Raw genomic sequence first — 23,659 nt, forward strand, 5'->3', positions numbered from 1 at the left:
TGGAATGGTATGACTTTTCAGTAAATACGATTTAAATTTAAAGCGAGGCACTCATATGATTAAGACTCGAATTGTAAGGAAAAAAATTAAAAAGAAGCGTCGTATACTCAGGACTTTTTTACTAACAATGTTCCTAGTATTAATCGGCGGATTCGGATATTATGCCTATGACATTTATAACAGTTCAAGTAAAGCAACCAATAAAATATTTCATGAATATATCCCACAACATCGTGAAACAGAGGTACAAGTTTCTAAAGAACCTTTTACAGTTTTACTCGCAGGGATTGAAAATCAGGAAGGTGGCCGAGGTAGGGCCGATGTGTTAATGCTTGCAACCGTGAATCCCGAAACGGAGCAGGTTGTTATGATGAGTATTCCACGTGATTCAAGGGTTTTCCTGCCTGATGAAGGATATAAATCCAAAATCAATCATAGCTATGCATTTGGTGGGATTGAAGGCACGATCTCCACAGTGGAAGAGATGATGGGTGTTCCTATCGATTACTTCATTACAACCAATTTTGAAGGTTTTGAAGATATAGTGGATACTCTTGGTGGAGTAAAAGTCGATGTTCCCTTTACTTTCACTGCAACATTGACTCACTCACATAAGTTCAAGAAGTTCTATGAAGGCCCTATGGAATTGAACGGGAATGAAGCACTTGCTTATGTGCGTATGAGGAAAAAAGATCCTAAAGGTGACATTGGCCGTAATGAACGTCAACAACAAGTTTTAAAAGCCATTGTTGATAAAGGAACCTCCTTTGGTACCATTACTAAAATCGATGACCTTATGGAAGACTTAGGGGAAAATGTAAAAACTAATATTCGTCCTACTAAAATGGTAGACTTCATTAGAGTTTATTCTAAGATTAAAGCTTCTCCGATTGAAAACCTTCATTTAGAAGGTGAGACTGATAGAATAGAACGTGTAGATTACTTCCTTCCTTCAGATGAATCAATTGAAAAAAATAAAGATATCATGAATCGAATCCTTGATGGAGAAAAAGTCGACATCAATAAAGAGTTAAATGAGGAAGAAGAAGAGTCGGATGTATCTGCAACTGAATAAATTTAAACCCTCTGGAATTCCAGAGGGTTTTTTATTTCCATTAATCTTCTTCCCTGAATAGCTCAGGTAGGACTAAAATCATTAAGCTAACCATAATACCTGCCAAGAAACCTAAGATGGCTTTATTAATAGCTGATAGAGTAGCCAAAGGGGCAGATTCGACATCTTCTAATAATATCGTATTTTTGATATTTCTATTATCCATTTTTAAATCATATAAAAGTTGTTGTGCAGTTGCTGGCTCTGAACTTTCTTTTAATGCTTCGGTTTCAGTTATTCTTTCTCTAATTAACGCCACTTTTGATTCGTAAATAGCTGTGCTCTCTGAAAGAATTGCCATTGTGATTAACTTTAAAGTTTCTTGTGCCTCTTCTTGATTTGGACCTGACAACGTTAAGGTTACTGTTTTGTCTCCAGTATCATTCACCTTAAGCTGACTGTTCATCGTTTCCGGATTGATGTCTAAATTGTACTTGCCTTTTAAGTTATTAAGAAAATATTCGGTAGGCACGAACTTACTTAAATAGGTTGCGTTTGTGTATTCATCATTTTGAAAATTCCCCAACAACAATTTTGCATTTGCTTGATACACCGGCTTAGTATCAGCAGATAAAAAATAGGCTAGGCCTGCAGTTAACACAGGTATTAATATAATCAGCCAGAGTAATTTTCGGGCTCTATTTCCAATATTCCTTAAGTAGCGTAAGAATGCTTTATTCATATAATAACTCCTTCTTGATTCTTATTACTGGCTTTACTTTTACGATAGTTTATATAGCCAATTGCGAACGCCCATAATACCCAAGAATAATTTAACGTCAGGATGGAACTCGGACTTACACTAGCTAATGAGAATACGACTAGGCTTGTACAAAGTGCTGCTGATAGTCCTCGGTCAGTTGCTGTAGAAGAAGCAAAGAAAAGCCTTAGCAATGAGATGATCATCCATAAATAGATGATGATATAGCCCACGAAAACTAAAAGCCCATATTGGACAAGAATCTCCATCCACCAATTATGCAAATTCAATGTCCCCAAAGTAGGGAATAAAGAATAATTTTCAATGTAATATTCGATATTTCCAGCTGCAATCCCAATCCCTACCGTCTTGGCGATGAATAGGAGTGCATTCTTTAACAGGTTGATACGGATACTATTTGACCCCGTTTCATTTCCCGTCTGGAACAGGACGTCTTTTACCTTAATGATAATATCATTCAACATCATAATTATCGTATCTGAAAATAACGCGATTCCTAATATCATTCCGCCTATCCCTATTATGACTAAGAACTGTTTTTCCTTCTTTGTTGTGAAGAATAACAACCAGAAAACAACCCCAATGGCGAGGGCAAGTATATTCGCTCTTGATAATGTTGCATCAATCAAGTAAACACTACTTAGCAGAATCATCATTCCAGCGAGTTTTACTAGCCAATTTTTGTAATATCTTATAAATGGAATCAAAAGAAAAACACTTATGGATAGGAAACTTGCAAAGTCATTTTCATTTTTAAAGACACCAGTAGGTCGATCTCTAATATACATCGGTGCTTCAAACATTCTCGATGTCGGTAACGCTTGCTTGGTGAAATGATTCCAGAATCCTAAAGCAATGATAATGAGCAACCCTGCCATCCAAACATATAAGATTGCTTTAAAATCTCTTTCTTTTTTAAAGAAGGTTGAAAAGATAAAGATCATTAATATACCAAGGGCTAAGAAAAATACCTCTTTTATAACATCAACAGTAGACTTGCCCCATACAATTGTGACAACACCTAAAATTACCCATAGGATAAAATAAGTAAGAACAGGTTTTACCGGTTTTTTATGAAGAATGGAAAAACGATCATTTCTGAAGAACCAACCATAAAAAAACAGAATACCTACTACCGGTAAAAGTACTCGATATGGGAAGAGAGATATTGGTCCAACCCTTACGCTTAATAAGCCTGGTCCCAAAAAGGAAGAAAACACAAATAAGTACAAAATGATATTCTTCCAATTGTTAATGTGGAGCAAGGATATATACTTCCTAAGATAAAACGGAAGGAGCAATATAGCAGAAAAAGCAGCCAAAATTGCGATAAATAATACAATCATTTTAGGGTTTTGAGTCAATCCCCAACCCAACAACACAGATAGGATAATGGCATAAATCACTTGGTGAATCGGTTTCAGTGGTATTGCACGTCTCATATCCTTCTCCTTTACCTAAATAAGAGGATGAAACGTAGTTCATCCTCCTTTAATTCAAAATTATTATTATTGGTTCTTTAGCAATTGGCTTTCTGGAACTTGTCTGAATTCTCTAGCAGGCGTACCTACCACCAATTGTTCTTTTTGAACATCTTTTGTTACGACACTACCCGCTCCAACTGCTCCGTCTTCGTGGATGACTTTGCCTGGAAGGATTGTGGAATTCGCTCCAATTCGTCCACCATTCTCAATTGTAATACCTTTGAATTTATCAAAGCGTTCCTTGGAACGAGCCATGTAATTATCATTGGTAGTTACAACACCAGGAGCCACGAATACGAAGTCTCCTAATTTAGAATAGGCAGTGATGTAGCAATTCGTTTCTAACTTACATTTTTGACCCACTTCACAGTCGTTCTCAACCGCTACCCCACGTCCAACAATCGTTTTTTCTCCGATTGTTACGCGTTCTCTAACAGTAGCCAAGTCTGCAACGAATACATCATCTGCAAGTGTCGCATTCGCATAAATAATAGAAGAAGTACCGATTGTACATCCAGAACCAATCTTCGTAGGAGGAAGCTGCTTCACTTCAGGAAGAATTGAGTTCTTTGCACGAGCTGGCTGCTTACCAATCACGACATTATCTTGGATCATGGTATGGCTTCCAATAGTTGTTCCATCATAAATGATGACGTTGTGACCGATTGTTACGTTTTCCCCGAAAGTGACGTTTTCACCAATCACTACATTCTTTCCAATTACCGCTGGTTGCATCCTCTTATTCCCCTTCCTTACTTTTGATAGAATTCTGCGATTTTCTTCACTACGTATTCTTGTTGTTCAAGCTTTAATTCAGGGTACATAGGTAATGATACAGCTTCCGCACAAGCTTTTTCTGTTTCAGGAAGATCGCCTTCTTTGTAACCTAGTTCCTTGAACACTGGTTGCAAATGAAGTGGATGTGGATAATAGATCATTGTGTCGATTCCATTTTCCTTTAAGAAAGCTTGAAGCTCGTCACGCTTTTGTACTCGGATTGTGTACTGGTGGAATACATGATCATTATGCTCTTCGATGAAAGGAGTCACAACTTCATCTTTAAGTGCTTCATTTAATAATTGTGTATAGTTAGCAGCATTTTGTTTTCTCATGTTGCTCCACTCATCTAAATGAGGGAATTTCACATTTAATACGGCAGCTTGTAATTCATCCAAACGGCTGTTATAGCCTAGAACGTGGTGATAGTATTTTGGCTTGCTTCCGTGAACACGGATTACGCTCATTTTTTCAGCCAATTCATCATTATTCGTAACGATCATACCACCGTCACCATATGCTCCTAAGTTCTTTGTTGGGAAGAAGCTATAAGTTGCAGCAGTTCCTAGTTCTCCGACGCTTTTACCTTTATATTTTGAACCGATAGCTTGTGCAGCATCTTCAATGATAGCAAGGTTATGCTTCTTAGCGATCTCAACAAGTCCATCCATGTCTGCCATTTGTCCATATAAATGTACTGGGATGATAGCTTTTGTTTTTTCAGTAATCACTGCTTCTACTTTTGCAGGATCAATGTTGAATGTTTTTGGATCGATATCAGCAAATACTGGCGTTGCTCCAGCTCTTGCTACTGCACCAGCAGTCGCAAAGAAAGTAAATGAAGGACAGATGACTTCATCCCCAGGGCCTACTCCAGCAGCTTGAAGTGCAATATGTATAGCGTCACTACCGTTTGCTACCCCAATCCCATGGCTTACATTACTGTATTTTGCAACGTCGGCTTCTAGCTTTTTCACATTGCTTCCAAGAATGAAATGTGCTTTTGACATTACATCATCCAAAGCAGTCATCATTTCTTCTTTTAATCCTTGATATTGTTCTGTTAAATCTAACATCGTTACTCTCATCGTTAAGCCTCATTTCATCATGAATTTATAAGGATTGATATAGTTGTACTAATTTTTCGCTTTCTTTTTCCCAATTATAAATGTCCATTACGGCTTTTCGACCGTTTCTTCCCATCTCCTGCGCTTTTTCAGGATTGGTTAGAATCGATTTAATGGCCTCAGCGATTTCATCGGTATTCAATGGATCCACGCATAGACCACAATCATTGGCTTCTACAATATCTTTCCAGATTGGAAAATTGGAAGCTATGACTGGCAAGCCAGCAGACATATATTCGAACATTTTAATAGGCAAAGAAACGACAAATCTCGGTTCCGGATGCAGCAACACCAATCCCATATTGGCCTTTGCTAAAACATCCTTCACCTCCCCGCGATTTAAAAACCCTAGAAAATCTGTGTACGCAAACCCAGACATTTTTTTGACTTCGTCTTCCAAGCTTTTTGGGGCAAAGCTTCCAGCAAGCGTCAGTCTACATTCCATTTCTTGGTTTACTTTCTCTACTGATTCTACCATTTCTTTGATTCCGCGCAATACATATATTCCCCCAATATACAATGCATTATTTGGACTGGCAGCATCAGATTGGACCTGCTCACTCGCTAACTCGTGCAAGAGGGGATAATTATGGATCGCAACCGTATTAGGGTTATACGTTTTAAATCGATTCGCTATATGAGGAGTAGCCGTAACTACAGCATCGAATTTTTTCGATGCATATCTCTCATACCCTTTTACAGCTTTTGAAATCGTCTTTCTTAATGGCTTTGGAATCCATTGCTTTGAAAGTACCTGCTCAGGAACATCTTCATGAACATCATAGATGACTTTTTTCCCTTTAGCCTTCAACTTAAGGCCGATGGGAATCAATTCAGGATCATGAAAATGGTAAACGTCCGCGTCTTCCTGCACAGCTCTTGAAAAAACAGCATTGGTAGTATTCCGCATACGCTCTATTTGGTTCTTCGCAGTTGAACTTACTCCAATGATTTGAACGCCTTCAATTATCTCATCCTTGGCATTCGGGACGATAAACGAAACCTCATGCCCTGCTTTTTGTAACGATTGACATTCTTTTATGAAAATTCTCGTATCATGAGCGGAATGAACCGAAGTTATATGACAAATTTTCATGATTTTTGCCTCATTGTTTCTTTTTCTTGGCTTATATTCAGAAGTAAATCATCAACGATAAACTTCCATGAATATTCCTTTTCGACCCAATCTCTTCCCGATGCTGACAGACTATGATACTCCTCATGGGACAACTGTAAACAGTTTTTGAATGCTTCAGCTATCGATTCAGGATTCTCAGGCTTCGCTATGATTCCACAATCATGATCAGAAATCAAAGCTGCACTTTCCCCTTCTCCGCAATAAACGACTGGTACACCAGATGCAAGAGCCGGGAAAATTTTCGAAGGACGTGCGCCTTTGAATAATTCGATATTACGTAAGGATACAATAGAAAAATCTGTGAAGGAAAAAATCGTCGGCATTTCAGATACAGGCACTGCATCATGGAATATTAAATTCTTTAATCCCAACTGTTCTTTTAACTCGATTAATTTTTCTTTCTCAGGTCCTTCACCAATAATCAAGAACTTGGCATCATCAACATTTTCATCCTGAAGGATTTTAGCTGCTTGTAAAACGGAATCGAGCCCTTGGGCATAACCAATTCTACCTGCAAAGGTAAAGACCTTTTTTCCTTCGAAACCTAGTCGATCGATCCATTCTTGATTGGGCTCCTGCGGAGAGAATGTCTCAGTATTCACGCCATTAGGCAATAGGAAAACATCTTCCTTGTTCTTGCCTTGCCTAAACATGTAATCCCTGATTCCTTCAGTCGCAGTTGCGATTTTCCAAGACTTTTTATAGAGCCATTGTTCAAGGATCTCAGCCATTTTAATGAATTTCTTATTTGTAACCAGACCAAGCTCGACTGCTGATTCTGGCCAAATATCTGCCACGTTAAAGACAAACTTCGCCTTCTTCATCTTGGAAGCGAAGTAACCTGTAATTCCTAAGAAAAGCGGGGGTGATGTACAAATGATGACATCAGTATCCTTAGCTTTAATTACCGAATAAAAGGCACTTAACGTGAAGGAAAAATAGGAAAACAGTCTTTTCCAAAAGCTTCCTTTAGGACTTGGATAAATCCATGAACGGTGGACAGGGATTCCATCATATTCTTCAAACTGATAGAATTTCCCTCTGTATACAGGAGGTATCACCCCATTTGGATGATGGGGGAAAGCCGTCATAACTTCGACTTGATAGCCTCTTTTGATTAATTCTCTGCTGACTTCGTACAACCTGATTTGGGGTGCACCCGTTTCAGGTGGGAAGTTTTCACTTAAGAAGGTTATTCTCATTGTGTTCCTACCTTAATTTCGAAAATGGTTCACGATTTTTTTTGAAGCAAATCCATCTCCAAATAATTCTTGATAATTCGGATTAACATCCCTATTGACTGCTTCCACAATCTTTTCAACGTCTGTGCCAACCAGGATATTGGCATCTCCTTGCAATGTCTCTACCCACTCTGTTTGCTCACGAAGCGTGACACATGGCTTTTGTAGGAAATAGGCTTCCTTTTGCATTCCGCCTGAGTCAGTAAGGATTTTCTTAGCCCCGCCTTCAAGCGCAAGGATGTCCAAATATCCTACAGGATCAATGATTTGCAGACCAGGAATCGTAGCTAGATCGATCCCCATCTTAGCAAGGATATTTCTTGTACGAGGATGGATAGGCCACACCTTCTTGCCTTCAATTCTTGAGAATGCTTCAAGGATGTTTTTGATGTTCGTCTCATTGTCTGTATTCTCTGCACGGTGGATGGTGATTAGATAATAATCATCTTTGGATAATCCAAGCGTCTCTAAAATTTGTGACTTTTCCTGAGACAGTTCTAAATTGTATTTCACAGCATCATACATAACGTCCCCGACATTGAAAACATTCTCTGAAATATTTTCATTCGCAAGGTTATCCACTGCTGTTTCTGTTGGACAGAACAGGTATTCAGAAATGTGGTCAGTCATGATTCTGTTAATCTCTTCAGGCATTTTCTTATTGAAGCTTCTTAACCCTGCTTCAATATGGATTACTGGAATATGAAGCTTGGCAGCTGCCATTGCACCAGCAATTGTTGAATTCGTATCACCATATACAAGAAGGTAATCTGGCTTTTCTTGTAGGATAATGCCTTCGATGCCATCCAACATAGCTGCTGTTTGTTTGCCATGTGAAGAAGAACCAACATTCAAGTGATAATCTGGCTTTGGAATATTCAATTCGTCGAAGAAAATATCACTCATATTTGCATCGTAGTGTTGGCCTGTATGTATATAAATTTCTTGATGTTCCTGTCTTAGCTCTCTAGAAACAGGAGCTGCCTTAATAAACTGTGGCCTAGCCCCAATTACTGTTAAAAACTTCATGATATCACCTTATCTTTATATAAGAATAAGCAGCATAGAAGATGACTTCTATGCTACTTTCAATCTGTCTTACAGTTTTACGTATTTTGCTGGTTTAGCATTATTTTTCAGAGCGTTACGAGTATCGAATACGATTTTGTTGCTCTTGCTGATCATGTCATAATCGAAATCGCTGTGATCAGTTGTGATTAATACTAGGTCTGCATCATTAAGAACTTGTTCTGATAAACCAGTCGTTTCAAGCACTTGACCATTTAAACGGAACGATTTTACGTGCGGATCACAAATTGTTAAATTTGCACCCTCTTTAATAAGCATTTCCATGATTGGAAGTGCTGGAGATTCACGTACATCGTCAATATCTTTCTTATAAGCTACACCTAGCACTGCAACCTTAGCACCACGAAGAGCGATACCTTCTGTATTCAGCGCATACATCGCTTTGTTCACAACGAATTCAGGCATACCGTTGTTGATTTCCCCAGCTAGTTCGATCAAACGAGTATGGTAGTTGTACTCTCTTGCTTTCCAAGTTAGGTAGAACGGATCGATAGGGATACAATGTCCACCTAATCCCGGTCCTGGATAGAATGCCATGAAACCGTATGGCTTAGATGCTGCTGCATCGATAACTTCCCAAACATCAATGCCCATTTTATCACATAGGATTGCCATTTCGTTCGCTAACGCAATGTTGATGTGACGGAATGTGTTTTCAAGGATTTTTTCCATTTCCGCTACCGCTGGGCTGGATACTTGATGCACATCACCTTCTAATACGCTCTTATACATAGTAGCAGCAATATCTGTACATGCAGGAGTGATTCCCCCTACAACCTTAGGTGTGTTCTTTGTATTGAAATGCTTGTTACCTGGGTCAACGCGTTCTGGTGAGTAAGCAAGGAAGAAATCCTGTCCTACTTTTAGTCCAGTGCTTTCTAAAATAGGTCTTAAAACTTCTTCAGTAGTACCAGGGTATGTAGTGCTCTCAAGCACAACAAGCATACCTTCATGTAAATATTTCGCGATATCTTTACCAGAGCTTTCTACATATGAAGTATCAGGTTGTTGGTATTTATCAAGTGGAGTCGGTACACAAATTGCTACAGCGTCCACATCTTTAATTAAAGAATAATCAGTAGTTGCAACGAATTGGCCGGACTGAGTGATTTCTTTTAAATCTTCATCCACAACATCACCGATATAGTTAATTCCATCGTTAACTTGGTCTACACGGCTTTGTTGAACGTCGAAACCAATAACTTTATAACCAGCTTTTGCCTTTTCAACCGCTAGCGGAAGACCTACATAACCAAGTCCTACTACACCGATCGTAGCAGTTCTGCCTTCAATTTTATTCAATAATTCTTTAGCTGTTTGGTTTAATTCAGTTGTCATCAACTATTACCTCTTTCTTGTTTTGGGTATTTATCCTAATACGACAGGTTTATTTGCTTCTGCAGATTCGTAAAGTGAAACCACTAGTTGGAGCGCTCTCTTTCCGTCCTCTCCAGTTACTATTGGCTCACGATCCTCTTTAATGGCTTGAACCATATCTTCAATGATTCCTTGATGGCCCGGAGTACCAAACGGATCTTTCTTGATTTCCTCTTTCAGCGCTTCTACTTCTTCCTCTGACATACCTTCCATCACAAGGTGTTCGATGAAGTTTGCATTTTGGCCTCCGATTTTTACCGTACCTTTTTCACCAAAAATACTGATAGATTCCTCATAATTCTTCGGATAAATCGTAACTGCAGCCTCGACGACACCAAGAGCGCCATTTTTAAATCGGACAACTCCAGTAGACACATCTTCTGCCTCTATATTACGTAAGCGAGTGGCATCCATGCTGAACACTTCTTCCACATCCCCCATAAGCCAAACAAGAAGGTCTAAATTATGGATCGCTTGGTTCATTAACACACCACCATCCAATGATTTCGTACCTCTCCAAGGAGCTTGGGCGTAATACTCTTGATTACGGTTCCAACGTACTGTCGAGTTTGCATGGCTTAGTTTTCCGAATCTACCTTCTTTCATTAATTCCTTTAGCTTAATCATAGCTGGACGGAAACGGTTCGGATGCACCACTGCTAGCTTCACACCATTTTCTTTACATGCATTAATGATTCTATCTGTATCTTCTAAAGTTAAAGCAATAGGCTTTTCAACTACGACATGCTTTTTCGCTTGCGCAACCTGGACTGCGATATTCGCATGGAATCCACTTGGTGTACAGATGTTAACAACATCGACATTTGGATCCTGTAATAGGGCATCTAAACTCGAAAATCCTTCTACTCCATATTCTTCAATAAAAGGATCCATTTTTTCTTGTACTGTATCGCAAACCGCATAAAATTCTGCTCCACTACTCTTTGTAATGGCTTCTGCGTGTTTTTTTGCAATATGTCCACAACCTACAATTGCAAAACGTGTCATATATTTCACCTTAGCTTTCAATTTTATTTTCACATTCATATTTTACACGAGTAATATTATAAAATAATATTTTATATATTGCATTCCTGTTACAATCTTCAAGGTTATTTACTTTCTTTAAATGCTTCGTACGTTTTTTTCAAGCCTTCCTCGAAAGTGAACTTCGGCTGCCAGTCGAACTTCTGAGAAATCTCTGTGTTATCTAGACAGCTTCTGTAAATGTCCCCTTCACGCGGTGCCCCATATTCCACATTGAGATCCTTTTGGGATACTTTCTTTAAGATATCAACCAATTCATTGACTGAGACCTCAGTGTTGGTTCCGACATTATACAAGCCACCTGGACTTTGTAAAGCTTGAAGATGGGCAAATGCGATATCTTCCACGTAGATGAAATCCCTCGTTTGGCCCCCGTCCCCAAAAATTTGTAAAGTATCATTTTTTATTATTTTGTCAATAAAAATCTTTATTACTCCACCTTCTCCTTCGTTTGACTGTTTTGGACCAAAAACATTTGCATAACGAAGGATCACTGGCTCGATTCCATATTGATTACACAGTACCTGTACATATTGTTCCCCTGTCATTTTGGAAATGCCATAAGGGGAGGTTGGATAAAGTCGTTCACTTTCTTTCAATGGACACGCAGGGTTATTTCCATAAACAGCTGCAGATGATGCAAAGATAAACTTCTTCACACCTAGCTTTTTAGCGACCATTAGCATTTTAATAGTGGCTTCAATGTTTTCACTTTCATCGTAAAGCGGGTCATTTACTGAATCAGGTACACTCGTTTGTGCCGCAAGATGTATGATTGACTCTATTCCACGGTCCTTTAATGAATCAAAAAGATCATCCTCACGAATATCCTTTTCAATTAAGACGTCATCTTCATCAATATTGTTTCTATTACCTGTAACGAAATTATCGACTAATACTATATCATACCCGTGTTCCTTCAATGCTTTCTTAGTGAAGGTTCCGATGAAACCCGCACCACCAGTTATTAGAACGGACATATTGAGCACCTCTTACCTTTTATTAAACAACTCTTCTTCTCATTTTATTAACCATGGCTAGTACTGACTGAACGTCAGCTTTCTTAAGTAGAAGAAATTCCTTGAAGGGTTGCTTTGTCTGCTTCTTATATAGTGAAATCTTGATTAGAAAACTGATTATATATGTGAAAGTAGTGGCAAGTGCCGCACCCTTTAAACCATAAGAAGGAATCAACAGCAAGTTCAAACTTAAGTTGATTGCCACGTTGACAAATGAAACATACATATTCAAATCTGGTCTTCCTCTACCTGCAAGGTCATTTGATAATATCTTTTCAACTGCAAGTACAGCCAGTCCAGGCAATAATAGCTTTAAGATAGGTGAACTTTCACTGTATTCTCTACCAAATAATAATAAGATGATATCTGAGAATAAGAAAATCCCTATACTGACAAGAATGATAAAAGCGAATATCGATCGACTCACAATGGCTGTGATTCTATTCCGATCCTCTTCACGATTTGAAGAAGCAATCCTCGGTAAAAGCACCTGCGAAAAGGATTGAGAAAAAATCGATATCTTTTCACCAAGGTTCATCGCTACGGTAAAAATCCCTACGGCTGCAGGTGGTAAAAACCAACCTAATAACAATACCCCAAGGCGATAATTTAAAACCGTCATCATATTACTAATGTGGGCTTTTAACCCGTACCCAATAGATATTTTTAAATAGGCAAAAGAAAAGAATCGTAAAGCAAATTCTAATTTATAAAGTTTTTTTAGCATAACAATACTGTATAGAACTGATAACACATATCCAAGTACGAAGGAAACCATCGCTCCTAGGATATCGTAATCCAATACAAATAAGAAAATGATAATAAAGAACAATGTTCCAAATTGCTGAATAACTAGGACTGTATTGAATTGTTTAAAATTCTGGAGCCCTTGGAAAATGGTTTGCAAAAAGATCATTAAAAACATAAAAGGAAGTGCGCATAAACTAATATACAAAATAGTTAGTGGCGCATTGGAAAATTTACTTTCTGAAAAGAAAAGAATGATAAGTAATCCAATCCCTATACTAACCGCGGATAGAAATATGGCCGAGACTACACTAGTAACAAAAGCTTCCTGAAGTTCAACTTCCTTTTTACTTACAAAGTAAATGGTAGAAGTATTCAGACCAAGATTCAGGAACGTCATCAACATGATTGGCAAATAGGTAATCAATGTATATGTACCTTGGCCACTTGGCCCTAGCGACCGGGCAACCAAGATGAGCAGCAACATTCCAATCACTATACTCACCAGCTGTCGAGTAAGTGTGATGATGCTGTTCGATAAAAAAGAATTTCTCTTTTCAACCATATTAAGTAACCTCTACTCCTTCAACTCTTTTGCGAATTGAGTATAGTTTTTCTCTGCATTATACATAGTATCCCATTTATTGAACGCAGACTTCCTTTTCACTTCTTTTTTAGAGGCATCTAAGTGATAAAAATCTGCTAGCTTACAGGTAATATCGATTGGTTCAATCTCTTTAGGCAGCAGCATTCCATTCATTTCATCAACTATTTCAGAAGTGCCACCAACATCTGTAGCCAGTACAGGAATTCCATAACTGCAGGCTTCCATGATCGTAACAGGAATGCCTTCGCTTTCACTGACATTCACGAATAAATCAAAGTGTTCAGTACTATATATTGAATGGATTTCTTCATTCTTTTTATTGCCAACGAAGTGTACGGTAACATTTGAAGGGACATCTTTGATAATCCCCTCGATTTTCTCCCTTTCAGGTCCATCCCCTATATGAGTCCAATGGATAGGGAATTCACACTTTTTCAGTGCTTCAGCCAACAAATGGATGCGTTTAACAGATTTTAAATAGGAACAACTGACAATTTTAAGTCCCTCTTTATTAAATGAAACTTCTTCATTTTCCTGCTGATTTTTAAAAGTACCCAATCGTTGAACCGACAGCTTGTCCTCAACACCTACATTTTTTTGCGATAAGTACAGTTTACCGTTATTTGAAATTGGATAGGTGTGATCAAGTTGTTTAATCACTTGATTCTGGAATGGGATATATGCTGGCTTATGTCTTTCCCAATATAAGTCACCACCATGAACCCTAGAAACGGCCTTTCTGATCAAGCCTTTTTCCCTTAACATCGCCAGAGCTAAAGCGGATGGTGTTAACCAATAGGAATAAAAAACCGATTGTGAATCCACATATCCTTTTCTCTCTAATATGCTCTTTATTTCACAAGCAAGGGATAAACGATTTAACATTACTAGTGGACCTTTTATTCCGAACTGTAATGAAGTAGATAATTCTTTTGCAAACCATTTAATTGAAGAAGGACTTGTGAATATTTGAAAAACTCTAGAAAGCTTTGATGTTTTTGTTTCGAACATTTGTATGATTTCAACATTTGATGGTACTGCTCGTTGTTCATTTTTATAATTTACATCTTGATTAGTCGGAATTAAAATAACCTTTTGAAATTCTTCTGAGAGAATTTCAAGTTCCGCTTTTAAAAACTCTTCCCCTGGAAAATAGGGATAACGATTCGTTAGAAGAACTAGCGTCTTATTCATTAGATGCTCCTTCAATTTTGGGAATGGACTAATTCAAAAAGCCGTAGGAATATTACCCCTACAGCTTAGTTGTTTCTATCCCCGAATTTTTTGTGCATATTCATGAATGTCTTGTTGTAACTCTCACTTACAAGACCAATGGTTTCTGCAATAATCGATGTTGCTAGAAGAAGACCGACAACGATGAATATGGATCCCCAAAGGGTCGCATTCGAGAAAATAAACGCGCATGCACTGAAAACAATCCCTAGAGCATAAATAATTAATACAGTTGCTCTATGAGAAAACCCTAAGGCGAGAATTCTGTGATGTAAATGCGATTTATCCGGAGCCGAAATCGGCTTTTTATTCACTATTCTTCTAATTATGGCAAAGGTTGTATCAAATACCGGCACACCGAGAATAATGATAGGGACAACAAAACTGAACAAAGTAACACTCTTATATAACCCAAGTAGAGATAAGATGGAAATGATATACCCTAGGAATAGAGATCCCGTATCACCCATGAATATCTTAGCTGGATGGAAATTGTAGAACAAAAATCCAACCGTGCTCGCAAGGACAATAAGAGCTATCGTCAGAATAAGAATATTCCCATTCAAACCAGCCATAACCGCAATCGTCGCGATACAAATAGAAGAAATCCCCGCAGCCAATCCGTCCAACCCATCTATAAGATTGATTGCATTAGTGATTCCCACGATCCACAATACAGTGATTGGAATGGATAGGATCCCTAAGTCAATTTTATCTACAAATGGAATAGTGATAAAATCAATCGTCAATCCCGACTGGACGACAAGGAAAGCTACAACTAATTGTCCAAGGAGCTTCACCTTGGCGGAAAGTTCTAATTTATCATCAAGTACCCCTAGCACAATAATGATAATTGCACCTAAGGAAATTGATATTATATGTTGATTGTACAATCCAGAAACGAAATAGCCCACCATGACACCAATAAAAATGGCCAGCCCGCCTAATCGTGGCATTAGCTTTGTATGGACTTTTCTAGCATTTGGCTTATCAGTTGCGCCAATCTTTACAGCTAATTTCATCACAAGCGGAGTAACGAGAAGGACAGTGATAAAAGATGCAACAGTCGCAATTATTAAAGTCTTGTCCATGCGAAAGCTCCTTACATGTATTTTTCATCCTTTATCAGTGTAACATAAATCCGACAACATTCAACTATTTTTATGGGCAGCCGGATTACCTCTAGTATTGGCTTTTAGGGCTATTTTCATGCCGAGTGGGAAAAAGAGGTAATGTGTAAATAAAGGTTTTACAAACTCTGCAGTGGCTAAATATAAACCTGTACGGTCCGTGTTTATTCACGAATTGAGGGTTCATAAAAATTTATAAGTATTGTGGTAATAATGTGTGGAAATCCATTAAGATAACTATAAAAATTATTGCTTTAACATTGTAAATTTGGACGATTTGACCTAGCTTCTAATCAGGATTAACAAACAAAAAACCCGGTGCAATGCACCGAGTTTTGCTTAATTGACTTTATTGAGTCTCCAATAAGTAGAAACACCATCATAAATCGCAATAGCTGCTTGCTCTCTGAACGTAGTTGTCTTCATGCGCGCTGCTTCGGTTGGGTTAGTGATAAACCCTAATTCAGCCAAAACACTTGCCATTTGGGTATACTTGATGACTTTGAAATTGGCTGTTTTAACTCCGCGGTCTTTTCCACCGAGATGCTGAACTAATTCTTTTTGAATATAACCGGCAAGCTCTTGACTATCCGCAGAAGCGTAAGTGCTATTCCAGTATGTTTCTATACCACTTGCTTCGGGGGTAGCTGAGTTGACATGGATACTTACGAATACGTTAGCGCGTTTAGTATTGGCTAAATTTATACGATCGTCTAAGGAAGGATATGTATCACTAGTCCTTGTCATGTAAACAATCGCACCTCTTGCCAATAGCTTAGGATGCAAGCGTTTAGCAACATCTAACACGATATCCTCTTCCTCAAGACCATTAGCAACAGCTCCAGGGTCGGAGTCTCCATGGCCAGCATCGACTACAATTTTCAACCCAATCAGATCACCGATTGCCTGGTTAACAGCGTAGGTAGTAACAGAAGCTGTACCACCAAGAACAGTAAAGTTCGTGATTTTCTTATCATATATAATTTGCTTGATTGGATCCGGTAAAGATTTACCCGTTAATAAGATGGGTTTATTCTGCTTCGCCGCTAGAACGGAACCAGTCAATGCATCCGCAAAGGAAAGTCCTGTTGCCATAAAAGATGAATCTGCTTGTAGGTTTAATTGCTTGATTACATTTGCAGATACCTCAAAGCGGTTGCTTCCCCCTATTCTTAAAGGAGACGGTAGTTGTCCTGAGACAGTAGAACTAACACTTGCCGTTCCCCCTACTACTATAGAGGATTGCGGCTTAATAGCATCAATCGCGTTTTTAATTTCCGCAGGCAGTGTATTCGGATACGTCAATAAAATAGGGTATCCATTTTTGGCTGCATAAGGTGCAATGGACAATGCATCTGGGAATTTCGTTCCGTCAGCAACGACTACCTTTGTTGCAATTGGCAATTCAGCCGCGATGGCAGCCGATACTTCAAATCGGCTATTACCACCGATTCTTTTAATTTCTGAAACACCCATCCCGCTTATTTCAGCAAGAACCTCATTGGAAATGCTTCCTTCCCCACCGATCACAATGACCTCGCGTGGTTTAAGTCGGAAAATTTCCTGCTTTGTCTCAGCAGTTAATACATTGGATTGGGTTAACAAGATTGGTGCATTTTTATAATAGGCTAAAGGAGCGGCAGACAATGCATCTGCAAAAGCATTATAATTTGCCACTACGACCGTATTCGTAGTCGTTGGCCAACCTTCCCTTGAAATATTGACTGCCACCTCAAAACGGTTGGCGCCATCAAGTCTTTCGATCGTTCCTCCCGCTGCGGAAGTGCTACCAGCTTTCCCCAGCAAAACCAAAGGCAACAACAGGACCAGTATTAAAATTTTTTTCATTTTACGCTCCCTCTAGAAGTTTTTATTTCACATGGCTGATTGGATTAGTAGTTTTCTGTACTTAAAATAGCTGTTGGATAATAGAATTCTAGGATTTGATTATAGGTATGACCAGCCTTAGCACGATTATGCGCTCCATTTTGACTCATCCCAATTCCGTGGCCATATCCTTTACCCTTAATAGTGAAGGTCTCTGCATCTCGAAGTACATCCGTAATTAATGTACTTTTAAATCTTGTGCCTTGGAACATGGACCTGAACTGTACACCCGTACGGTCGAATGGAACCGTATATTTTTTCAATGGTGTAGTTCCATCACAGTCCCCATTCTCACAGCTGAATTGATTCGTCGTTTTATCCTTCAAATAGAAGTCGACAGTCATCGTAGCATTTGCCACACGCTTTGCGTCATTCAAGCTATTAACTACGAAATCGTTGATTCCAATAATCTTGAATTCTTTATTGCTATAGCCATTAGCCAATAAGTAATTTTTCACTGAATTTGCTAGAACAGAATCCTTCTCTGCTGCTGTAGTCCACCACCAGCCAGGATTCAATAGCATTTTCTCAGGATCTTTACCCATCGTTACTGCTAGCTGATTTGTATCGATTTGAGTCTTATCAACCTTAATCGTCCAACCATTACTTGGATCACTTAAATTCGCACTTGCATCAAATGGATCTGCTGCATATGAGAAATATGGCAGCTTTGCAGAGCCCCATTCTTCCTTATTAGTAGAAGTGTATCCACCATTACTAGAAGAGAAGAAAGCTCCGATTAATTTTAAAGATCCAGAAGCATCCTTATACTTCAATACTTTTCCTTTTGTAGCGTTTACAGCATTTGTGGAACGTTCATCCCATTGGTAACCACCGTATACTTGATAGCTAATCGTATCCACAACGGTTTTTCCGATATCGTCCACTGAGTACGTCCGTGCAGCAACCGCTTGCGCCTTTAACGCTTCAAGCTCCCAGCTTGCAGGCATTTCACGAGGAACAACACCTTTCAGGTAATCTTCAAATGGAATGTTCATATTAAAAGGTCTTACATATTTGCCGCCTTCAACGGTAAAATCCATTACTCCCAAATACGGTTTATTATTCAAGAGAATTTGATTGCTCGTTGAATAGCTAGAAGGAATGACACTGAATTTCCCATCAGAGAAGTTTTTCACTAGCTCTGACCCTTCATAAAAAGAAATAGAGCCGTTACTTTCAACCTTTACAGAATAAGCTGTACCCGGAGATAACACATATTCATTCGGTAAACTATTTTCTAGACTAGTAGAAACGGATGCAGTTCCACCTAAAATATGAAAATTAGAGATTGATTTACTACTAATTACTGATGAAATAGAATCCGGCAGTTTAGTAGCCCCTGTCAATAATAATGGAGCATCTAATTTCGCAGCCAGGACAGACCCAGTAAGAGCATCAGCGAATGAAGTTCCGTTCGATAAAAAGGCTGACTCGGCATTAAGGTTCAAGGTTGTAACAATATTAGCTGATACCTCGAAACGATCCTTTCCTCCGATACGAGCTGGAGTAGCTAGTTGAGCCTCGATTTCCTTGCTGACACTGCCTTCTCCACCAACAATCAGTGTTTCGGACTTTCCAACCAATGCTTCTTTCGTGCTTTCCGGCAACGTTTTAGCTTGAGTCAACAGAATTGGATAACCATTCCTCGCTGCATAAGGAGCAATCGACAATGCATCCGCAAAAGCTGTACCATTTGTCACGATCGCTTTGTTTGCAGTTGGAAAATTAGAAGCAACTAGCTTAGCAACTTCAAATCTATCTTTACCACCAATACGGATAACCTCTGAAGCAAGGGTTTTCAATTTACCTTCAACTGCTTCGGAAATACTGCCAGTTCCACCGATAATATAAACTGTTCTCGGTTGAAGGGCCTTTAAACGATCTTCCATTACTTGAGGCATGGAAGTTGCTGATGTCAGAAGGATTGGAGCTCCCTTTTGATAGGCAAGAGGTGCAGCTGATAAAGCATCCGCAAAAGCTGAGGAATTCACCACTACGACAACATCGGCAGTGGGCCACCCCGTTTTAGCAATCTCATCAGCCACCTCAAAACGATTGGCACCAGAATATCTTTTGTTCTCATTAGAAAACTTATATGTACCTTTTGTTGTCACATTGATAGAGTTAGTATTCCCAACATAATTTTGTAGCTTCACAGAGATCGTGGATGCCGCCAACGAAGTTCCTGGGTTTATCAAAACCCCACTCACTAAAAAAACCAGGGTCAATACTACCGACAATACAAAGTTCTTTCTCATAATCCCTACCTTTTCCTTATTTTTTTCTTCTAATCTATCAGAAAACTCTCAAAAAAGTAATTGGAACATTTTCCAATTACCCCCTAGTACCCCACTTTACGGAAAACAATGGTAGAATTCAAGAATTAATGAAACCTAATTATTTCCTTTTCATAGATTTGTTGTTCAACGTTTATATTATAATAGTTAAAGGTAAGGTTTTTCTCCTACCTTTTGACCCAGTTTTCGACAAAAGGGAAAAATTGTTACTAGAACAAATAAATAGTACATATGATATAATTTGTATGAGTTAATCTGCAAGATTAGGAGAGAACAACCATGATATCCAAAGTGAAAAAGATCTTTGACGATAGTGCCAAGGATTTAAAAAGACTCACTAAAATGACTGAACAAGTGAATAAATTGGAATCACGTTTTGAAAAAATGTCGGATTCTGAGTTAAAAAATATGACTTTTACTTTTAAAGAGCGACTCTCTCAAGGTGAATCTCTTGAAAGCTTGTCGATTGAAGCATTCGCGACAGTACGTGAAGCCGCTAAGAGAGTACTAGGATTAAGACACTATGATGTTCAAATGATTGGTGGTTTTGTCCTATACGAAGGAAGCATTGCTCAGATGCAAACGGGTGAAGGAAAAACGTTAGTCGCTACCCTGCCAAGCTATCTGTATGCTTTGGAAGGAAAAGGCGTCCATATCATTACAGCGAATGAGTACCTTGCTAAACGTGACAAGGAACAAATGGGAAAAGTGCATGAATTCCTTGGACTAACGGTAGGACTGAATGTATCAAACATGGAGCCTCAAGAAAAAAGAGACTCATATGCATCAGACATTACATACGGGACTGGAACGGAGTTCGGTTTCGATTATCTGCGTGACAATATGGTTATATCCAGCGCGGATAAAGTACAGCGTAAGCATTATTATGCCATCGTCGACGAAGTGGACAGCATCTTAATCGATGAAGCACGTACACCATTGATCATCGCGAACAAATCTAGCTATGGTGCAGAACTATTCGAGATCACAGCCCAAATCATGAAAACCTTCAAAAGTGATGAAGACTATGAGCTTTTCCAAGAAACGAAACAAGTCTATTTAACTGATGCTGGAGCAGCAAAGATTGAAGCTGCATTTGGTATCGACAATTTATACAAGTCAGAAAATCAAGTCCTCTTGCACAACGTGACACAAGCGCTGCGTGCAAAGGCAACGATGACAAAGGATGTTGACTATATCGTTAAGAACGGCAAGATCATGCTTATCGATAAGTTCACCGGCCGTATTATGGAAGGAAGAACCTTCAGCGAAGGATTACATCAAGCCATCGAAGCAAAAGAAGGCGTGGAAATTACGGATGAAAACGATACTCAAGCTACCATCACCATCCAAAATTACTTCCGTATGTATGAAAAACTAGCCGGTATGACTGGAAGTGCGACACCATCGAAGCGTGAATTCATGGAAACGTACCAATTGCCTGTCATCACCATTCCAACGAACCGCCCTATCCAACGGATTGATTCTGAGGATTTAGTGTTTATTGATTATGCTTCTAAGCTGCGACACTTGGTTTCAGTGGTAAAAAGCATAAATGAAGAAGGTCGCCCTATTTTAATTGGGACTACTTCCATTGAACAATCGGAAAAAATCTCTAAAGAATTAGAGAAAGCTAGCATCCAACATCAAATCTTGAATGCCAAAACAGAGGAAGATGAAGCCCGTATCATCTCCATGGCAGGTCAAAAAGGACAAGTCATGCTTGCCACTAACATGGCTGGTAGAGGTACAGACATTATGTTAGGTGAAGGTATCCGCGAGCTTGGCGGATTGCATATTATCGGGACGGAAAGACACGAAAGCAACCGAATCGATATGCAGCTTCGTGGACGTGCAGGACGACAAGGAGATCCAGGTTCTACACAGTTCATCATCTCACTGGACGATGATTTGTTCACATACTATGACGAAGAAGAGTTTAAGAAATTCAAGAAAAAGGCAAAGGGCAACGACCAAGGTCTGATTGTTTCTCCAGATCCAAACAAATTCGTTACGAAGGTTCAGGAAACCATTGAATCAGCTCATTTCTCTTCTCGTAACCATTTATTGAAATTAGACAATGTCGTTAACCAACAAAGCAAGGTCATTTACTCAATGAGAAATCGACTGTTGGAAATGGATGATAGCTCCATGTTTGACGAGGCTGTAGAGTACTTAACCCTGTTTTCCATGAAGGCCGTTGAGAGATTTTATCCTGAAGATGAAGAAATCAGAAACGATAATGCCCTAATTGAAGAATTGTCACCTGTATTCTTCCAAACGGAATGGAAGCTTTCAGACTTCGATTCTCAAGACTCTTTTGAAATCGGTCAAAAAGTTCAAAAAGAGCTTGAAGACTTACTAGCGTCTATCTCTGAATTAAGAGAAGATGAAGAACTAGGATTCGAATTAAAACGGATCATGCTTCGTCAAATTGATGTGGAATGGATCCAGCATCTGGATATCATGAATCAGTTAAAGAACGGAAATACGTTAAAGAGCTATGGACAGGAAGATCCATACAGAATTTTTGAATTCGAAGCATTGAACGAATTTAATGATTTGTTGTATAGCATCTATTCCAATGTCAGCATCCGATTCATGGAATATGTAAGAAACCAATTTGAACTGGATACATCTAGAGAGGGGGAGCACGCAGACCATGGGGTTATTTCGTAGAAAAAAGAAAGTAACTGAAGATCAAGTCGCTGTTGCAGTTGAAGAAGTGAAAGCAGTGGACCCAGAATTTGTGGAGACCACCCTTTCTTTCCACGAAGAATGGGAAGTTGAACCACAAGAACGGTTCGTATTCCAGTATCACCATCAGAAACTATCAAAGCTTAAACCTAACCAAATCTCCATCAGCGGAATCAGACTGATCAACTATGATGATGGATTTGTGGTTGAAGCATTTTTAAGAAATACATTAGAAAAAGCGATTCAATTCGAAGCAGTCAACCTGTTATTGCTAGATTCAGAGGGTAAACCATTCGCTAAGCGTGAGTTTGATTTGATTAGCGTTGGTCAAATGCCACCTTTATCCTGCAGACCTTGGAGATTTTTGTTCTCTAAAGAGGATCGATTATCGGACTTCACGCCTCAAGGCGAAGATGACTGGAAAATAGCTTTCGAGCTTCAAAAAAGTAAATCTTCTAGGCACGAGCTCGACTTGGCAGCGACTTGGGAGAACCAAATTACCGAAGCACAAAAAGAACAATTAAAAACTCTCGTTAACAACCTTCCTCCATTAAAACCAGGAGAAGTGAATTTCGTAGGCATCGAAACTTCATTTGTTCAGGACGATGCTTTGGCAGTAACGGTATTAATCCGTAATGGTAGTCCGAAAAGCATCCGCTTAGAGCAAATTCCTTTAACCATTACAGATGCTGCTGGCGAAGTGGTATGCTCGGGAGGCTTCAAGCTAGAGGACTTTGAAGTGAAGGCGAACACAAGCAAGCCTTGGACGTTCATTTTCCCAAGTGCTTTAGTCATGAAGAAAGACCCTGATCTGTCTAGCTGGAAGGTTCAATTGCCACAAGCTACAGAATAATAGAGAGAGGCAGCCCTTTTGATGGGCTGCCTTTTTACTAGAGAGTATTCGACAAGTTGGGAATATAGTGA

18 protein-coding genes are annotated in these 23,659 nt (G+C 39.0%); 3 read left to right on the forward strand and 15 right to left on the reverse strand.

What is annotated here, in order from left to right; all coding sequences use genetic code 11:
* Positions 1-55 precede the first annotated feature (55 nt).
* Entirely contained in the window at positions 56-1,075 is a 1,020-nt protein-coding gene (locus tag G3O09_RS01455; protein ID WP_163099317.1) for an LCP family protein, read from the forward strand.
* 40 nt (positions 1,076-1,115) lie between these two features.
* Here the strand turns inward: G3O09_RS01455 and G3O09_RS01460 are convergent, their stop codons facing one another.
* The 15 genes from G3O09_RS01460 to G3O09_RS01530 form a co-directional block, all read right to left on the reverse strand.
* Complete coding sequence (locus G3O09_RS01460) at positions 1,116-1,796, reverse strand: Wzz/FepE/Etk N-terminal domain-containing protein (RefSeq protein ID WP_163099318.1); 681 nt, start codon at positions 1,794-1,796, stop codon at positions 1,116-1,118.
* Positions 1,793-3,277, reverse strand: coding sequence for an O-antigen ligase family protein (locus G3O09_RS01465; RefSeq protein WP_163099320.1), 1,485 nt, complete (start codon positions 3,275-3,277; stop codon positions 1,793-1,795). The genes G3O09_RS01460 and G3O09_RS01465 overlap by 4 nt, the downstream gene beginning before the upstream one ends.
* 66 nt (positions 3,278-3,343) lie before the next feature.
* Complete coding sequence (locus G3O09_RS01470; RefSeq protein WP_163099321.1) at positions 3,344-4,054, reverse strand: N-acetyltransferase; 711 nt, start codon at positions 4,052-4,054, stop codon at positions 3,344-3,346.
* Positions 4,055-4,071: 17 nt separating this feature from the next.
* The gene (locus G3O09_RS01475; protein WP_163099322.1) at positions 4,072-5,184 is read right to left on the reverse strand and encodes a DegT/DnrJ/EryC1/StrS family aminotransferase; all 1,113 of its coding nucleotides are present in this window, start codon (positions 5,182-5,184) and stop codon (positions 4,072-4,074) included.
* A gap of 25 nt (positions 5,185-5,209) precedes the next feature.
* Entirely contained in the window at positions 5,210-6,319 is a 1,110-nt protein-coding gene (locus G3O09_RS01480; RefSeq protein WP_163099323.1) for a glycosyltransferase family 4 protein, read from the reverse strand.
* Complete coding sequence (locus G3O09_RS01485) at positions 6,316-7,563, reverse strand: glycosyltransferase family 4 protein (RefSeq protein WP_163099324.1); 1,248 nt, start codon at positions 7,561-7,563, stop codon at positions 6,316-6,318. The genes G3O09_RS01480 and G3O09_RS01485 overlap by 4 nt, the downstream gene beginning before the upstream one ends.
* Before the next feature lie 12 nt (positions 7,564-7,575).
* Positions 7,576-8,631 carry a non-hydrolyzing UDP-N-acetylglucosamine 2-epimerase gene (gene wecB / locus G3O09_RS01490; protein WP_163099325.1) on the reverse strand — a complete coding sequence of 352 codons (1,056 nt, stop codon included), beginning with the start codon at positions 8,629-8,631 and terminating at the stop codon, positions 7,576-7,578.
* Between the two features lie 69 nt (positions 8,632-8,700).
* The gene (locus G3O09_RS01495) at positions 8,701-10,029 is read right to left on the reverse strand and encodes a nucleotide sugar dehydrogenase (protein WP_163099326.1); all 1,329 of its coding nucleotides are present in this window, start codon (positions 10,027-10,029) and stop codon (positions 8,701-8,703) included.
* A gap of 30 nt (positions 10,030-10,059) precedes the next feature.
* On the reverse strand, positions 10,060-11,076 hold the full coding sequence (locus G3O09_RS01500) for a Gfo/Idh/MocA family protein (protein WP_163099327.1): 1,017 nt from the start codon (positions 11,074-11,076) through the stop codon (positions 10,060-10,062).
* Positions 11,077-11,180: 104 nt separating this feature from the next.
* Positions 11,181-12,095, reverse strand: a complete 915-nt coding sequence (locus G3O09_RS01505; RefSeq protein WP_163099329.1) for an NAD-dependent epimerase/dehydratase family protein — start codon at positions 12,093-12,095, stop codon at positions 11,181-11,183.
* A gap of 22 nt (positions 12,096-12,117) precedes the next feature.
* On the reverse strand, positions 12,118-13,446 hold the full coding sequence (locus tag G3O09_RS01510; RefSeq protein ID WP_163099331.1) for a flippase: 1,329 nt from the start codon (positions 13,444-13,446) through the stop codon (positions 12,118-12,120).
* Positions 13,447-13,458: 12 nt separating this feature from the next.
* Positions 13,459-14,682 (reverse strand): glycosyltransferase, encoded by a 1,224-nt coding sequence (locus G3O09_RS01515; protein WP_163099333.1) that lies wholly within the window; start codon positions 14,680-14,682, stop codon positions 13,459-13,461.
* A 65-nt stretch (positions 14,683-14,747) separates the two neighbouring features.
* Positions 14,748-15,812, reverse strand: a complete 1,065-nt coding sequence (locus G3O09_RS01520; protein ID WP_163099335.1) for a glycosyltransferase family 4 protein — start codon at positions 15,810-15,812, stop codon at positions 14,748-14,750.
* 378 nt (positions 15,813-16,190) lie between these two features.
* A complete protein-coding gene (locus G3O09_RS01525; protein WP_163099338.1) occupies positions 16,191-17,699 on the reverse strand; it encodes an N-acetylmuramoyl-L-alanine amidase in 1,509 nt (502 codons plus the stop codon).
* Positions 17,700-17,743: 44 nt separating this feature from the next.
* Positions 17,744-19,999: a SpoIID/LytB domain-containing protein gene (locus G3O09_RS01530; protein ID WP_163099340.1), complete on the reverse strand. Its 2,256-nt coding sequence runs from the start codon at positions 19,997-19,999 to the stop codon at positions 17,744-17,746.
* Between the two features lie 318 nt (positions 20,000-20,317).
* Between G3O09_RS01530 and secA2 the strand changes: the two genes are divergently transcribed.
* Both secA2 and G3O09_RS01540 read left to right on the forward strand, forming a co-directional pair.
* A complete protein-coding gene (secA2, locus tag G3O09_RS01535) occupies positions 20,318-22,717 on the forward strand; it encodes an accessory Sec system translocase SecA2 (RefSeq protein WP_163099342.1) in 2,400 nt (799 codons plus the stop codon).
* The gene (locus G3O09_RS01540) at positions 22,701-23,588 is read left to right on the forward strand and encodes an accessory Sec system S-layer assembly protein (RefSeq protein ID WP_163099344.1); all 888 of its coding nucleotides are present in this window, start codon (positions 22,701-22,703) and stop codon (positions 23,586-23,588) included. Before secA2 ends, G3O09_RS01540 begins: the two co-directional genes overlap by 17 nt.
* Positions 23,589-23,659: the final 71 nt, after the last annotated feature.

This window comes from Peribacillus alkalitolerans (assembly GCF_010882125.1).
Taxonomy (GTDB): Bacteria; Bacillota; Bacilli; order Bacillales; family DSM-1321; genus Bacillus_BN; species Bacillus_BN alkalitolerans.